Source organism: Metabacillus crassostreae (genome assembly GCF_016908395.1).
GTDB lineage: Bacteria > Bacillota > Bacilli > Bacillales > Bacillaceae > Metabacillus > Metabacillus crassostreae.
This window is the reverse complement of the sequence record NZ_JAFBDU010000002.1, coordinates 1-16238: the sequence shown is the minus strand read 5'-3', so window position 1 is coordinate 16238 and position 16238 is coordinate 1. Positions and strand designations below refer to the sequence as shown.

Annotated in this window: 17 protein-coding genes; 9 read left to right on the top strand and 8 right to left on the bottom strand. The window is 33.3% G+C overall.

Going from position 1 to position 16238, the window contains the following annotated elements; genetic code table 11:
• The first annotated feature begins 1 nt into the window (after position 1).
• The 4 genes from proB to JOC75_RS07945 all read left to right on the top strand — a co-directional run bounded on the left by proB (position 2) and on the right by JOC75_RS07945 (position 4303).
• Positions 2-1132 (top strand): glutamate 5-kinase, encoded by a 1131-nt coding sequence (gene proB, locus JOC75_RS07960; protein ID WP_204953571.1) that lies wholly within the window; start codon positions 2-4, stop codon positions 1130-1132.
• Between the two features lie 14 nt (positions 1133-1146).
• Entirely contained in the window at positions 1147-2409 is a 1263-nt protein-coding gene (locus JOC75_RS07955) for a glutamate-5-semialdehyde dehydrogenase (RefSeq protein WP_204953570.1), read from the top strand.
• A gap of 224 nt (positions 2410-2633) precedes the next feature.
• Positions 2634-2996 carry a P-II family nitrogen regulator gene (locus tag JOC75_RS07950; protein WP_204953569.1) on the top strand — a complete coding sequence of 121 codons (363 nt, stop codon included), beginning with the start codon at positions 2634-2636 and terminating at the stop codon, positions 2994-2996.
• Positions 2997-2998: 2 nt separating this feature from the next.
• Positions 2999-4303: an ammonium transporter gene (locus JOC75_RS07945; RefSeq protein WP_204953568.1), complete on the top strand. Its 1305-nt coding sequence runs from the start codon at positions 2999-3001 to the stop codon at positions 4301-4303.
• Positions 4304-4556: 253 nt separating this feature from the next.
• On the opposite strand, the gene JOC75_RS07940 is transcribed toward JOC75_RS07945, so the two are convergent.
• Entirely contained in the window at positions 4557-5639 is a 1083-nt protein-coding gene (locus tag JOC75_RS07940; protein ID WP_204953567.1) for a copper resistance D family protein, read from the bottom strand.
• A 2-nt stretch (positions 5640-5641) separates the two neighbouring features.
• Positions 5642-6211: a copper resistance CopC family protein gene (locus JOC75_RS07935; protein ID WP_204953566.1), complete on the bottom strand. Its 570-nt coding sequence runs from the start codon at positions 6209-6211 to the stop codon at positions 5642-5644.
• 279 nt (positions 6212-6490) lie between these two features.
• Here JOC75_RS07935 and JOC75_RS07930 point away from each other — a divergent pair, with 279 nt between their 5' ends.
• The 3 genes from JOC75_RS07930 (at position 6491) to JOC75_RS07920 (ending at position 7199) form a co-directional block, all read left to right on the top strand.
• Positions 6491-6589: a YjcZ family sporulation protein gene (locus tag JOC75_RS07930; protein WP_204953565.1), complete on the top strand. Its 99-nt coding sequence runs from the start codon at positions 6491-6493 to the stop codon at positions 6587-6589.
• Positions 6590-6633: 44 nt separating this feature from the next.
• Positions 6634-6795, top strand: coding sequence for a YjcZ family sporulation protein (locus JOC75_RS07925; RefSeq protein ID WP_204953564.1), 162 nt, complete (start codon positions 6634-6636; stop codon positions 6793-6795).
• Between the two features lie 197 nt (positions 6796-6992).
• Complete coding sequence (locus JOC75_RS07920) at positions 6993-7199, top strand: zinc ribbon domain-containing protein (RefSeq protein ID WP_204953563.1); 207 nt, start codon at positions 6993-6995, stop codon at positions 7197-7199.
• Positions 7200-7503: 304 nt separating this feature from the next.
• Here the strand turns inward: JOC75_RS07920 and JOC75_RS07915 are convergent, their stop codons facing one another.
• Positions 7504-8643, bottom strand: a complete 1140-nt coding sequence (locus tag JOC75_RS07915) for an acyltransferase family protein (RefSeq protein WP_204953562.1) — start codon at positions 8641-8643, stop codon at positions 7504-7506.
• Between the two features lie 298 nt (positions 8644-8941).
• Here JOC75_RS07915 and JOC75_RS07910 point away from each other — a divergent pair, with 298 nt between their 5' ends.
• Positions 8942-9979, top strand: coding sequence for a M42 family metallopeptidase (locus JOC75_RS07910; protein WP_204954182.1), 1038 nt, complete (start codon positions 8942-8944; stop codon positions 9977-9979).
• A 381-nt stretch (positions 9980-10360) separates the two neighbouring features.
• Here JOC75_RS07910 and JOC75_RS07905 read toward each other — a convergent pair whose 3' ends face one another.
• The 4 genes from JOC75_RS07905 to JOC75_RS07890 are packed head-to-tail and all read right to left on the bottom strand — an operon-like array spanning position 10361 to position 14396.
• Entirely contained in the window at positions 10361-11458 is a 1098-nt protein-coding gene (locus JOC75_RS07905; protein ID WP_204953561.1) for a GerAB/ArcD/ProY family transporter, read from the bottom strand.
• A complete protein-coding gene (locus JOC75_RS07900) occupies positions 11455-11703 on the bottom strand; it encodes a hypothetical protein (protein WP_204953560.1) in 249 nt (82 codons plus the stop codon). Before JOC75_RS07900 ends, JOC75_RS07905 begins: the two co-directional genes overlap by 4 nt.
• The gene (locus JOC75_RS07895) at positions 11703-12893 is read right to left on the bottom strand and encodes a Ger(x)C family spore germination protein (protein ID WP_204953559.1); all 1191 of its coding nucleotides are present in this window, start codon (positions 12891-12893) and stop codon (positions 11703-11705) included. Before JOC75_RS07895 ends, JOC75_RS07900 begins: the two co-directional genes overlap by 1 nt.
• Positions 12894-12917: 24 nt before the next feature.
• Positions 12918-14396, bottom strand: coding sequence for a spore germination protein (locus JOC75_RS07890; RefSeq protein WP_204954181.1), 1479 nt, complete (start codon positions 14394-14396; stop codon positions 12918-12920).
• Positions 14397-14890: 494 nt separating this feature from the next.
• Between JOC75_RS07890 and JOC75_RS07885 the strand changes: the two genes are divergently transcribed.
• The gene (locus JOC75_RS07885) at positions 14891-15751 is read left to right on the top strand and encodes a PhzF family phenazine biosynthesis protein (RefSeq protein WP_204953558.1); all 861 of its coding nucleotides are present in this window, start codon (positions 14891-14893) and stop codon (positions 15749-15751) included.
• Positions 15752-15805: 54 nt separating this feature from the next.
• Here the strand turns inward: JOC75_RS07885 and JOC75_RS07880 are convergent, their stop codons facing one another.
• Complete coding sequence (locus JOC75_RS07880; protein WP_204953557.1) at positions 15806-15973, bottom strand: hypothetical protein; 168 nt, start codon at positions 15971-15973, stop codon at positions 15806-15808.
• Between the last annotated feature and the right edge of the window lie 265 nt (positions 15974-16238).

Here is a 16238-nt window from a genome sequence, read left to right as displayed (position 1 = left end):
AATGACGGCCCTAGACAATGAGAAAAAACGGGTTGTAATAAAAGTAGGAAGCAGTTCATTAACAAGTCGACACGGTGAAATAAGTCGACGTAAACTAGAGAAATTAGCAGATGAAATAGCATTGTTAAAAGATGAAGGTCATGAAATTGTATTCGTATCTTCTGGAGCAGTTGCCGCAGGATATCGAAAGCTAGGTTGTATTGATCGACCAACGTCATTACCAGAAAAGCAAGCTGCAGCTTCGATTGGTCAAGGGTTATTAATTGAAGCATATTCAGAAATCTTTTTATCGCATGGCTATGTGGCGTCACAAATCTTAATTACTCGTAGTGACTTTTCTGACGAATATCGCTATAACAATGTAAGAAACACATTAAATGTTTTATTAGAGCGTGGAATTATACCAATTGTAAATGAAAATGACACAGTAACAGTAGATCGCTTGAAGTTTGGTGATAATGATACTTTATCAGCAAAAGTTGCAGGATTAGTAGAAGCTGATCAATTGATCATTTTATCAGATATAGATGGTTTATATGATTCAGATCCTCGTAAAAATGATGAAGCAAAGCTGCTTGAAAAGGTATATGAAATTACACCTGAGATAGAAGAGGGAGCTGGAGAATCCGGAAGTAATGTTGGTACAGGGGGAATGAAATCGAAAATTGATGCTGTAAAGATTGCAATGGCTTCAGGTATATCGACATTCTTAGGTAAAGCTACTGTATCAAATATTTTAGGTGATGCTGTTAATGGTGACGCGAGAGGAACTTATTTTGAAGTAACTAATGAAACAGTTAACTTAAATCAGAAGAAGCAATGGATTGCCTTCCATTCGGGTCCAGAAGGTGAACTTGTGATTAATCAACATGTGAAGATGTCAATTGCAGATCATAAGCACAGTATTTACTCTTCAGATATAGAACAAGTAAATGGACAATTCGAAAAAGGTTCAGTAATCCGTATTCTTGATCATGAAGGTGAAAGAATTGGTCTTGGAGTTGTCAATTATTCGAATGAAGAATTAGAAGAAATTAGGAATACAACTGGTGAAGACGCTAAGAAACAAGAAGTTGTACACTTTGATGATCTTGTTTGTGAGCTTGAATTATCATTACCTGTTGGAGTATAAAAAGGAGGAATTGCATGTCTGTAACAAAAGAACAAACAAACGTTGAAGCACAAGCAATAGCAGCTAAAAAAGCAGCGAAAAAGGTTAGTTTATTATCAACAGAAGAGAAAAATGAAGCACTACATGTTTTAGCAGATCAATTAGAGCAAAAATTTCAATATATTTTAGATGAAAATGAAAAGGATCTTCAGGCTGGTCGAGAAAAGGGATATGAAGAGGCTTATATGGATCGACTTTCATTATCTAAAGAACGAATAACAGACTTTGCTGATGGTCTTCGTCAAGTTGCTACTTTAGAGGATCCTACAGGTAAAACAATCTCGAATTGGACGCTTGAAAATGGCTTGCTTGTTGAAAAGGTAACAGTACCTCTAGGAGTTATTGGTATGATTTATGAAGCACGTCCTAATGTTACTGTAGATGCTACAGGACTTGCGCTTAAATCAGGAAATGCCATCGTATTAAAAGGCGGATCATCTGCTTTATCATCAAACAAAGCGATCGTGCAAGTTATGCATGAAGCACTAGGTAATACTAAAATCCCAAAAGATGCGGTGCAATTTATTGCAAGCACTGACCGTGAAGCTACACAACAGCTTTTTACAATGAAAGAGCATATTGATGTGTTAATTCCAAGGGGTGGAGGATCACTTATTAGTGCAGTTGTAAACAATGCAACAGTACCTGTGCTTGAAACAGGTGTTGGGAATTGTCATTTATATATTGATGTTGAAGCAGATGTTGAAAAAGCATTAAACATTCTTGTCAATGCAAAAACGGACCGTCCAGCAGTGTGTAACGCACTTGAAACAGCGATCATTCATAAAGAATGGCTGGAGAAAAACAGTGCAAAATTAATTCAAACACTTAAAGAGCATGGGATTTCTGTTCATGGTGACGAAACTGCTTTGAAGTATATTCCAAACTCTGTTTTAGCAAATGAAGAAGACTGGGCAAATGAATATCTAAGCTTAGATCTTGCTGTTAAAACAGTAAATAATGTTGAAGAAGCTATTGACCATATTGAATCATATGGTACGAAGCATTCTGAAGCAATTGTAACGGAGAACAAAGCAACTGCAAAATTATTTATGAGTTTAGTAGATGCGTCAGCTTTATATCATAATGCTTCTACACGCTTTACTGATGGTGGTGCATTAGGATTTGGTGCAGAAATTGGTATATCTACACAAAAATTACATGCTCGTGGTCCAATGGGATTACCTGCATTAACAACAGTTAAGTTTTTAATGAGTGGTAATGGTCAAATAAGATAATAATATTTTAGCAGTAGGTGTTCACAAGGAAGCGATATTCCTGTGAACACTTTTTTGTTTTATTGATCTTTTCTTATAAAATTATTGTATTGATAAGGCTCCTAAATATTTATTCTATTTTTTCTGAAAACTTTTACCTGTTAAAGTATTGACTCTTTTGTTGGTGGTGTTATAATACTTAACATAATAATGTTAGAAAACCTAACAAACAAAAGGTGGTAAAATTGAAGAAAATAGAAGCGATTATAAGACCTCAAAAAATTACCGAAACGATAAAGGGGTTAAAGAGTATAGGGATTACAGGCTTTACTGTTTCTCAAGTAGTTGGAAGAGGAAAGCAAAAGGATACAAAAGGTGTATATAGAGGGAAAAACTACAATGTAACGCTACATCCAAAAATAAAACTAGAAATTGTATTATCAGATCACATGATTGATTTAACAATTAAGACAATTATTGATTCAGCACAAACAGGCGAAGATGGAGACGGAAAGATCTATGTTTACCCAATTCTTGAAGCATATAATATTCGAACTGGTGAGCCGGATATAACGATTGACGATCTAACAATGAAGGGAGGCTTCTAAAGATGGAACTTATTCATTTAAATACTGTGTGGATTGTCATAGCAGCTGCGATGGTATTATTCATGGAGGGTGGCTTCAGTTTATTAGAGGCAGGTCTAGTTCGAACGAAAAATGCTGTAAATGTTACGATGAAGATTTTTGTGGATTTAACTATCGGAGCATTAGCATTTTGGTTAATAGGCTTTGGGATTATGTTTGGAGAAGATGCATTCGGTTTAATCGGTACAAGCCTCTTTGGAAGCCCTGAAAATATTAATCTTGGACTTGAGTTGCCAAGTGAAGCATTTGTGTTATTTCAAATGGGTTTTGCTATTGCTTGTGTATCAATTGTTTCTGGAGCAGTCGCAGAACGAATGAATTTTAAAGCTTATATTATTGCAGCCGCACTTATCACATTACTTATTTATCCAATATCAGGTCATTGGATTTGGAATAGTGACGGATGGTTGGCGCAATTAGGAATGAAGGATTTTGCAGGATCAGCAGCTATTCATGCTGTTGGAGGATTTGCCGCATTAGCCATAGCAAAATTACTAGGTGCTAGAAAAGGTAGATTTAACAATGATGGCAGTGTGAATGTTTTTGCACCTAGTAATATACCATTAGCATCGAGTGGAGCTTTTATTTTGTGGTTTGGTTGGTTCGCTTTTAATAGTGGTAGTACATTAGATGCTTCTGATGCATCTTTAGCTTCAATAGCAATCAATACAATGCTTGCTGGTGCAAGTGGAGGAACTGTGACGTTACTTTTAACAATGAATAAGTTTGGTAAAGCAGATCCAAGTATGACGATTAATGGAGTACTTTCAGGTTTAGTAGCTATAACAGCTGGCTGTGCATTTGTTGATCAAGGGAGTGCCATTATAATTGGCGCTATAAGTGGAATTATTGTTATCTATGCAACTTTGTTAATAGATAATATGAAAATTGATGATCCTGTAGGAGCAGTTGCTGTTCATGGATTTAATGGGATTTTTGGAACGATTGCAGTAGGATTATTTGATTCAACAGAGGGTTTATTTACAACTGGATCTATTTCTCTGCTTGGAATACAGGTGCTTGGAGCATTAGTAGTTGCAGTTTGGGGATTAGCCGGAGGTATAGCTATTGCAAAAATAGCTGATATCACTGTTGGTTTAAGAGCAACAGAAGAGGAGGAAGAAGAAGGTCTTGATATGTCATATCATGGAATACCTGCTTATAATGAACTAGAACGATTTACAGATTTACCAACTAGCCTTTATAATTTTGAAGAATCAACTGGCATAACTGTTGCTAGGTCAGAGCAAAAGAAAATAGTAGGTTAATAACTGTTTTTTTGAAAGGTTATACAGGCTAAGTGGTGTAAAAATTGTTTATAGCATAAAGTGACTTGATACTTGAAGAAAAGATATATGAGGGCTATAAAACTGAACTGTATTCTTAAAGTTTTATTAGCAACATCCAGACTATAATAAAAAGGATGAATCAATTTTAAGGGAAGTACTCCTGTTAAATTGATTCATCCTTTTTTCTCGGAAAAAACTAGATAGTAAATCTACTACAAAATTTCCTTGTGTCTTACTTAATTAAAATTGAAAACATAAGTCCTAAATATGTTGCTACAATAAATGTTAAAGCAAATCCTAATGCTATGAATGGTGAAAGTCTTTTATAAAAGCTTAGAATAATCATACCTAAAAAAATAAAGGCGATGAAAAGTAATGAAATTCCTTCAAAAACTGGTGAAAACTGAACAGTTAATGGAGCAACAATTTCATAATTGAGAATACTTTCCAACCAAAAAGCTGGTCCTTCCTGGATTACAGTCGCGTTCACTTGATGAGGAGGTGGTAAAGTTCCTAGAACACCTGTAATAAAAAAGACGAGCATTAGTATTAAGGTTTCTGCTTGCACCCATTTAATAGGGTTAAAATGGGGATCCTGTCCTGCTTTTTTAGCAAGAAATCCATTGATTAATGCAAAAGCTAAGATTGGAATGATACTTATATGTTTTAATAAAATCATTTGTCCATAAGGCAGAACCCAGGAATTAAAATAATCTCCTGGCTGAACAACAAAAAGCATTAAAAATATTCCGGAGATTGTTGTAATTAAAAATAATCCAATTGTAAATGGAGTAAACCATTTTAAGAAATTAGACCAATTTTCATTACCCTTTGCAATCCAGCTAACATGTATTAGAACGCCCACCCACATCGTAACAACAAGAAAATGAATGGAGTGTGAAAATAAACCAGACCATAAGTTTAGTGTTGATGCGTGACTTGAATAACCAATAGATAAAATCATCAAGAGCAAAAATATAGATTGTAAATATTTTGATCCTGAAACATATATGGTCATCCATAATAATACAGCAAAAAAGCTTCCGTATAACCAAGCGATGCCAACTTGAAACTCGGTTAAGATTGAATACGCTGTTAAGCTAAAAAGTCCTTCAGTTGAAAAAAATAAAATAACTTCAACGACTGGTAAAAAAGTTAATATGATAATTCCTAAAACTGCTAGTAAAAGACTTGGTTTTGAGATTTTAATGCTCGGTTTCATTGATTCAGGTACATATTGTAAAACAATATATCCAACTAAATAAGAAAAAAGCATATATGTTACATATTGTGTTAATGGAATGATTTGCTGCATACTTACCTCTTTTTACGCATTAACATTAATATTCCAGCACCTAATAATACAACTAAAACAATAACTGAAATTGTTGGTAGTAATGAAGCCTTATTTTCTTGAACATTTTCACTTTCATTTGCTTCAGTTAACTCTGAGTCTTCACTTAATTCTTCCGTACTAGAGCTTTCCGTATTAGTGGAGCTGTCATCTTTGTTTTCTTGCTCAGTTTGGACATTTTCAGTTTGTTTTGGAATTTCCTCAACTGAGTCTTCTTTTGTAATAGCTTCAACAGTAAATGGTATTTCCCCGCTAATCGCATGACCATCCTTTGCAGCTATTTTCCATGTTATTGTGTAATTTCCATTCTCTAAAGGTGTGCTCAAATTTCCAGTAACGATATTATCATTTACGGTAATGGAATCAAGAGGTATATCTTCTCCATTTTCATTAGTTAATAACAATGTACTTTGGTTTTCGATTTCTTCAGCAAATTCAACTGATAACTCAGACAAATCACTTGTAACCACTGCACCTTCACTAGGTGTAGAATTCGTAATCGTTGTATGTGCAAAAGATATTGTTGGTATCATGCATAAAAGACACATTAAAAAAAATACAAACTTCTTCATTATATCACCTGATCCTTTGTAGTCTTTCCATTCATTATTGTCATTGTAACATTTTATTCTCCCATAATAACAAAACCAAATCTTACAATTTTGCAAACAGGTGTGTCCAAGTATCGACAAAACTCGGGGCGTGCCTGTCACGACGAATTTAAAAGTTTTTTTTGATAACTGTGCGAATGCCCTTACAGACAAGTCCCCAGTTTCATATTGTAGTATTACAACGAAAGGGAGGTGTTGTTGATGAGCGTTGCAACTCCAGGATATGGCGGTGGATTTGCGTTAATCGTTGTTTTATTCATCCTACTAATTATTGTAGGTTCGGCTTTCGTTGGTTACTAAAAAAGTAAAGGATTTTTTTTATTAAAAATAAAGGAGGAGTTATAATGGGTTACGGATTTGGTGGATACGGTTATGGTGGTTACGGCTGTGGCGCAGGTTACGGTGCTGGATATGCTGCACCAGTAGCAGGTGCAGGTAGAGGCTTCGCGTTAATCGTTGTATTGTTCATTCTTTTAATTATCGTTGGAGCTGCTTATTTAGGATAAAGACTCAAATTAAACAAAAGGTCGCTTGCGGCCTTTTGTTTTTTTACTATTTTTGCTATTAAACAATGTATATAGTGGTACTTGTCCTCTTGATACCTTTTAGACGTAATGTAATACATACATTGATGGAGAATAATGAAACGTTTGGAAGTAGTCATCCGTAAAATAGATAAGTAAAGTTTGAGGGAGTGAAGGTAATGAAAGCTAACGGATGTATAAAATGTGGTAGTCATGATGCCGGGAAAAAGGAAGTGGCAATGACAGGTACAGGGTTATCAAAGATGTTTGATGTTCAAAACAACCAATTTATCGTTGTCTATTGTAATTCTTGTGGTTATTCCGAGTTTTATAATAAAAAAGCTTCAACTACTTCGAATATTTTAGATCTTTTCTTTGGGGGATAATGAGTTTTTAAGAGAGATGTTGGTATCATATAAAAGGAAGAAACAGTGTTTCTGCATATAAAGTAAGGCTCTTTTCTGAAAGATTGTTCCTAATAGATTGCATTAACTGTTAAAGGAGCATTTAAGTGACTGGTTTAGTTTAATTCTGTTGAAAGCAATTTTTATAGAACATGGAAGCCTCCTCGTGAAAAAAGCGTCTGTAATGCTTTTAAACGCTTTTTTTACGAGGCTATTTAACTCACTTCAATTAACAAGTGTTTATGTATAGCAGTATATTAATTCTGCAAACCTAACCTTAACCTATTTATGCTAATATACTGTTTCTTTTTACTGTTTTATTCGGATTTCCTTTCCCTTTCATTCCAAATAGTATTCTTAACACGTTAAAATGACGTATAACAAAATGATAAATAGTTCCAATTAAAATAAATGAAACAAATATAAGAACAGGAAACTTTATTAAAATTGGCCATTGAAGATCTTTAATCATAAACCCAATCAACACAATGATAGGTTGATGAAGAACATAAAAAGGCATAGCTGCTTCACTACAATATTTAAGGGTAGTATTGGTGAAAGATAAATACTTAAAAGTCAGATAATAAAAACTAAGAATAAGGTTCCAACTGCTAATCACGGATAAAAACACAAAAATAAAATAACTATTATTCGATTTCTCTGGAACGCCTAAATGAAACCATATGATATAAGTTGATAATGAAATGATCGTTATAATTAACAGATAGCTTAATTTTTGCTGAATTAAGCGTAAAATAGAATTGCTAGAAAAAAAGAAGTATCCTACTAAAAATAAAATCAGGTAAACTAATAAATCCCAGCCCCCAAGATTTACAGTCATACTAAATATAGAAACAAGGGTAAATGCTATAGGAATAAATATAAACTGGTAAAATGATACTTGCTTTATAGGTTGAAATTTAAGTAATAATGGCATTGTTATAATAGAGAAGATTAATAGTGCCAAAAGATACCATAGATGTAATCCAACGAAAGCGAAATTCCCACTACCTCCAATTTCTAAATAAAATCCGTTAAAATAATGTGGAATAAATGCTAAAAATGAGTCTGAAAATTGACTGTGATCTAGCCGCTCAATATATACTTGTGGTGGTGAAAGAATAAATATCCCAAAAAGTAAGGGGATACCTAATCGAATAAATCGTTCAAGTAAATATGATTTAGCATTTCTTTTACTCAAGGAATACGATGTACTAATTCCTGATAATACAAAGAAAAGCGGCATAATCCAAATTCCTATTAATAAAGAAATAGTTAAAATAATGCCGTTATCAAGTTGATTATTTTTGACATGCCAAGTAAAGGGATTGAAATACATGGAACAATGGTACAAAAAAACAAACAGAGTAGCGATGACTTTTAACCAGTCTAAATCATATCTTCTAGAAACACCCTTTTTATTCATCTTACTGTCTCCTTAGGAATTATTTATTATGACAAATTATAAAACTTGATGATATTACTTTAGAGAATGCAATACATTTATCACATAACTAGATCAATTGGAAAGAATTTAAAGAACCTTAATTAAGAACATAATACATAAGAGGAAAACATGTAACTATTAATTTGAGTTTATCCTATTCATTTATAGTATTTAGTAACTCTATACATTGGATTAATGTTTTTAAATCTCTTTTATGTAAGCTACAATATGAGAGAACTACAAATCAAAAAATTGTTAAGGAGATCTTATGAAATCAATGACATCAGAAACAATGCAGCTTATAAAAGAATTAGTGGAAATCCCTAGTCCTTCAGGTCATACGACTGAAATTATCTCATTTGTAGAAAAATATTTAAAAGATTTTCATGTTGATATGAAGAGAAACCATAAAGGTGGCTTACTCGTAACCATTCCTGGAGAAAACAAAAATCAACATAGAATGTTAACTGCACATGTTGATACCTTAGGGGCGATTGTGAAGGAAATCAAATCAACTGGAAGACTAATGATTGATTTAATAGGTGGATTTACTTATAACTCAATTGAGGGAGAGTATTGCCAAATTGAGACCATTAATGGAGAAGTTTATTCTGGAACAATTCTTATGCATCAAACATCTGTCCATGTTTATAAAGATGCGGGAAAATTAGAAAGAAATCAAAAAAATATTGAAGTAAGAATTGATGAAAAGGTACATAATGCAGATGATGTAAGAAAGCTTGGAATTGAGGTTGGTGATTTTATATCCTTTAACCCTAGAGCTGAGATAACAAAAAGTGGTTTTATCAAGTCACGTCATTTGGATGATAAAGCTAGTGTGGCATTATTATTAAATTTAATTAAAAAAATAACAATAGAACAGATAAGCCTCCCATACACAACGCATTTTCTAATCTCAAATAACGAGGAAATTGGGTATGGAGGCAACTCAAATATTCCTCCTGAAACAGTTGAATATTTAGCTGTTGATATGGGTGCTATTGGTGATGGTCAAAGAACAGATGAGTTTACGGTGTCAATTTGTGCTAAGGATTCAAGTGGTCCTTATCATTATGGTTTGCGAAAAAAACTAATTGAACTTGCTAAGCAAAATAACATCGCGTACAAAGTAGATATATATCCATACTATGGCTCAGATGCCTCTGCTGCTATTCGCTCTGGACACGATTTAGTTCACGGCTTAATAGGACCTGGTATTGATGCTTCACATGCATTTGAACGGACACACTACACTTCACTTGAACATACAGCTAACTTGCTTTACTATTATGTTCAATCTGAGATGACAACGTAAAAGTACGAAAAGAAGATGCTGGGACATAAATATTTAAACTAATGAAAAACCCGATCTATTAGGTGATATTTCAATCAATCTTTCGCCTAAGAGTTCGGGTCTTTTACTGCCTGCAATAGATATTAGATATTGTATACAATTTTTTAAGTAATAGTGGAATGGAACGGAAGATACTAGGTCAACTACGGAAATAGAGGAAAGGCTGAGAACTAAGCAGGCGTAGCTGAAGGGAGGCACAGTGTCTGCAGCGCAATGGAACAAACTCGTTTCTTTTTAGCTTAACTGAATTTAGGTCTATTTTCTTTTTGTATGATACTTAATTATGTCCCTGCCTCTTTAATTTTTTTTATAACGTCGATAGAAAAGCACCGTTATTATATATTATGGACTCTTGAACTTCTTCTTAAGAAGAGCAGTTATGTAAACCAAGGCTGGTATTATTAACCCGACTGTTATGATATATGGTGTGTTCGTATATTTGGAATACTCTTTAATATAAACAGAATCTGGTATCAAAATAAGGGTTATGACAAAGAAGAAAATGGCAGATGGAATTGTCACTACCTTATAACTTTTTAAGTTTAAAAATTGTGATATACCGAGACATAGCGCATAGAAAGTAAGCGTGAGTTTAAAAAAAATGCTAATAAACCACATAATCGCTACAATTATTTCTAATCGTTCAAGAAAATTGCCCAAACTGATTTTTTTCCCAAGAACATAAATAGGGTATTCTTGTCTAGTTGTAATTCCCGGACCTAAAATAAGCACACAATAAACGGTTAAAATGATTAAAGCAACTGATCCAATTGTTACGCCTATTAAGAAAGCTTTAGATAGTTTATCTTTACTTTTTATATAAGGAGTAAACATTAACAAAGTAAATAATTCAAGAAAAGGAAAACCAATCATGTAGTAAGCACCATATAAAGATGGTTTTATGCCATTCTCAAAGATCGGTAACGCATTGGTCCATTCAAGCTCAGGGAAAAGAAGGATAATTAAGATTAAGAATAATAAAAAAACCCATGGCAGAAAAATTTCAGCTGTTCTTGCTAGAGTTTCAATTCCTAATCTAGTTACATAGACCACAACAATTAGAAATAAAATATAAATTGATTGAATGGGTGTTCCAGGTAGAATCTGAGTTATGATAAAATCACCAATATCCCATATAAGAATGGAACAAAGAAATATTAAGTAGGAAAAGGTAAAGAGAACAAAAAATACTGCGATTTTAGAACCGAATGTATCTTTTATAGCTTCAATATAACTTTTATTGTGAAAGTATCTGCCAAAATGAGCATAGAAGTATGCTACTAATACGCCAGAAATGGATCCAATTATCACAGAAAAACTAGCATCTTGTTTAGCGATACCTGTAAGCATAGCCGGCAAAAATAAAACAGAGCTACCCATTACGAATAAAATAATTAAGATACTAAATTGAGAGGAAGAAAGAACAACTTCTTTTTTCAAGTTGCACCACCTCCAAGAATTTGATCGACAAATTGACCAACCGGCTCATATATAAACTTAATTCCTTCTAAAGGGTTAGGGATAGGAAATTTTAATATGTGAGTGATATAGATGATACTAGTTATTCCAATGATGACCAAATAGGTATACATTTCTTTCATTTGTTTATTTTTCCTCATTTTTCCGGCTTCCCAATAGCTTAATCCTGAGACAATAAATAGATAAAAAATTATTTTAATTGCCACTACTTACCCTCCATCTCATTAAGAAAGGATTCGTTTGTTGTTCCTAATCTACGTATTGTAGTTTGAAAATTTATTTCTACTTCTAATTCTGGAAAAACCTCTTCATTCCATTTATCCTCTATTTTACTCCATGTTTTGGGATCTTCTCGGTGGATGGCTTCACCAAAGCCGAATATGTCAGTTTCCAATTTCTGTGCCTTTTTAATAACATCAGTTAAAACTTTATTTCCTCTTTCGTTCGTTATTTTTTCGAGTTCTTTCATATCTTTTTCATTAGTTAAATCGATATCTGCTTGAACCTCTCCGATCTGACCTTCAGGAAATACATCTACCTTTATTTTTGGTCTATTGTTTCCACTGGTGATAGCTGTTACTTTTGTGGAGGAATTTGTAAATTCAAGAGTGATATTTCCATCTTGCCAATCAAGAACTGCTACTGTATTGATGACATTATCTGTAATATAGTTATAGCCTTTGCTTTCTTCTTGATCTAGCCAGCCAACTAATTTTTCATCTTGAAAGATCGCAATATTCTCAAGAATCAGATTAGCAGGAGAGGGAATACTTTCAACATTTTCAAGTGAACCAGAGATATTTTCGTTACCTTCAATAATGATTCCTGTTAAAACTGGGTTATTTCCGGTAGAGGTTAGCTTATTAATGAGTTCATCTAAATTTACTCTTGCTGTAGGAGCCCAGTTTTTATAAGAAACTTCAATTGTATTAAAAACTTTGTTTGATGGATTTTTTTCAATGGGTGTCAAAACATTTAGTATTTCCGATGGTGAGTTTTTTGTAGAAACTACAAGATAAAAGTCAGTACGAAATTCATGATCTCTTGACATAAATTCTAATGCTTTGCTTATTCCTTCTTTGGCTAATTCCTCACCAATTACAACAAGACGTAAGTGAGCAAAATATAATTTTCTAGGTGCATGCTTTGATAGTTTTCTAATTGCTTCAAAAATAGATCTGCCTTTAATAGAATATGTAGAAACAGCAACCCTAGTTGTTTGTGTTTTCCCTGCAATATCTCCTGGGTTTATGATTTGAACTGTCACTTCATACTCATCACCAGATTTTTCAATTCCCATTGCAGATACAATTGCTAATTCAGTTAATTCTTTAGCACTCCAACAACCAGATAATAGAGAGAAAATTAGAGCAATAAACATATATTTTTTGAACAAGTGTTTTCCCTCCATTTTGTTGGTTTAAGGTGATGGTTTAGGAGTGTTTTCTCTAACTTTATCTTTTCCACTAATTAATTTAGGTCTGGTCTTCATTCCCCAAAGTGATAAACGAATAATTCCGTCCTTTTGATCTTTCAGAACAAATGGTGCAAATGGCAGGAGGTAGGGAACTCCGAATGATCGTAAGCTACATAAATGAGCAATTAAGATGATTAAGCCGAGAATAATTCCGAATAAACCAAAGGTCGCAGCTAAAATCATGAAACCAAAACGAAGCATTCTAACGGATATGGCCATATTGAATTTAGGGGTAACAAAGCTAGCTATCGCTGTTAAAGAAACAACAATGACCATTGTAGCAGACACTAATCCAGCTTCAACAGCTGCTTGTCCTAAAACTAGTGCTCCAACAATGGAAATAGCTGCTCCAACAGCTCTTGGCATTCGAATTCCTGCTTCACGTAAGATTTCGAATGTTAATTCCATAAAAACAGCTTCTATAAATGCAGGGAAGGGTACTCCTTCTCTTTGAGCAGTAAGACTCACCAATAATGTGGTTGGTAGCATTTCCTGGTGATACGTTGTCACTGCAATATAAGCAGCTGGCGTTAATAGAGAGAGTAAGAATGCTCCAACTCTTAGGAGTCTAATCAATGTAGAGATATCGGCTCGTTGGTAGTAGTCTTCACTAGATTGCATAAAGTGGATAAATAAAGCTGGTACAACTAAAACAAAAGGCGTACCATCAACTAATATTGCGACTCTTCCTTCTAAAAGTCCCCCAACAACAGAATCAGGTCTTTCGGTATTGTATACAGTTGGAAAAGGAGTATAAGTTTCATCTTGGATTAAACTTTCCACATAGCCACTTTCCAATATGGCATCAATATCAATTCTTTCTAATCTCTCACGAACTTCTTCTACGATCTTGTCATTGGCTACCTCTTTTATATATGTAATCGCAATTTCTGTTTTAGATCTTTTTCCTACTTTGATTGGTTCAAATACAAGATTAATATCATTAATTCGTCGCCTAATTAATGATGTATTAGTTCGGATATTTTCTGTGAATCCATCTTTAGGTCCCCGAACAAGCTGTTCTGAGGTAGGTTCCTCAACACCTCTTCCTTCCCAGCCTTTCGTGCCGATTTTGTATGCTTCTGATGAACCATCAATTAAGATAACCGAATCACCAGATAAAATCGTTTCATACACTTTTTCGTAATCTGTTTGATAATCCTTAATAATTTCTAATTCTCCAGCTGATAATGAAAACTCTTTAATTTGTTGAATAATTATCTGAGATGTTATTTCTTCCTGTAATCTTGTTTCACGAAGATCGATCATGAGATTTTGTAATATTGTGTGATGAATTAGGTCTTTGTCCGCTAAGCCATCAACATATATTACAGCTGCATGAACGATTTCAACTGTACCAATTTTGAATTCTCTTATAATAATATCTGGACTATGTCCAATATCTTTTTTGATTTTTTCCATCGATTCTGAAAGGAGTTGAGATTTTTCGCTTTTTTGATTTGCATGATTTTTATTATCTTTTTCATTTGACTTCCACTTGCTTAGCGGAATAAGTGGTCTCGGTGTTTTTTTCAATTGAAATCAAATCCATTTTTAAAGTTTAGTATGGTTATTTTGTACATTTTGGAAAGATTTACTCATCTTTTCATCCTATTTTGTTTTATTATTTGTTATATCAACTCTTTGGTGAAGTTAGAGAGGTTTTAAGTGGAATCCATTTTTAGAAAGAGATAGTATAAATTTTGATTTGAACTATTGTATTTCTGTAAACGAATTAAAAGAGGAAAAAGAAATGGAGATATAGAATATGATTTAACACAGACACCTTTCATTCTGTACCACATGATTAAATTAAAATAGATACAAATATATAGTTGGTTGTATTTTGAATTTTTGATTATAGTAATAGATTATTTTTCTAGTATGAAATTATTTATATTTAAGGAGGATTACTTATGATTTACTATATCGTAGACGTATTTGCTGAAGAAAAATATAAAGGAAATCAATTAGCTGTCTTCAATGAAATTGGTGATTTGACAAGCGAAGAAATGCAGCAAATTGCAAAGGAAACAAATTTTTCTGAAACAACCTTTATTAGTGGGGTAGATAAAGATGGAGGTTATCATGTAAGAATCTTTACTCCTAATGAAGAGGTGCCATTTGCTGGTCATCCAACTTTGGGTACTTCTTACATTATAAGAAAAGAATTAATGAAGAAATCGCAGGATCGTGTAACATTAAAGTTAAAGGTAGGAGATATTCCAGTTACATTTGATGATTCTATTATTTGGATGAAGCAAAATCAACCAGATTTTGCGGAAGAGTTTTCATGGGGGGAAGTTAGTCAAGTTCTACAATTAGAGGAAGGTGACTTTGATTCTAACTATCCGATTCAAGATGTATCAACAGGATTGCCATTTATTATCGTACCTTTAAAAAACCTAGAAGCTGTAAAAAAAGCAAAGGTTAATCAAGAGAAATTAGTTTCACTAACGCAAAATACAAGAGCTAAAGCAATTCTTGTATTTAGTCGTGATACATATAATGAAGAACATCATCTAAATGCTCGTGTTTTTGTCGATATATTCGGGATACCTGAAGATCCTGCAACAGGAAGTGCAAATGGATGTTTAGCGGGCTATCTATTAAAACACGATTATTTAAAGAATAAGAAGATAGATATAAAGGTAGAGCAAGGCTATGAAATTCAAAGGGAATCTCTCATACATATAAAAGCTGAGATGGTTAATGAAGAATACGCCATTCATGTTGGTGGAAAGGTAGTGAATATAGCTAAAGGAGAATGGTATTGAACACAATGAACACCATATTTAAATTAGGTGTTCATTGTAGATAATTCTGTTACATTATATTTTGGACATGATTCTATATGTGAAAAAAGTTGCCCCGAGTAATAAAGCAGACAATAAAATAACAAGACCGATACCCATCTCATCAATTAATGTTAGTAAATATATAATGATAGCTATGTCAGTTATGACTGATCCAATAAGTAATACTTTTGGAGATCTCATCCGTAACACTCCTTTTTGATTTCTACAACTATAATTAACATAAGTATATCCTTATCCTTGGGAATAATAAAACCGAGTGGGTTATTATATATAAAATGTACCCTATAGAGTAGACACTTATAAAAAGTCTACCTATGGGGTACTTTTTTGTATAATTAAGAGAAAAAATAGGGATTGGGGAAAAACAGAATGAGTAAAAAGATATTTACAGAGAAAGAGATTAAAGCACTTTCTGGTAACCCTTATGTTAAATCAGTTAGTACAA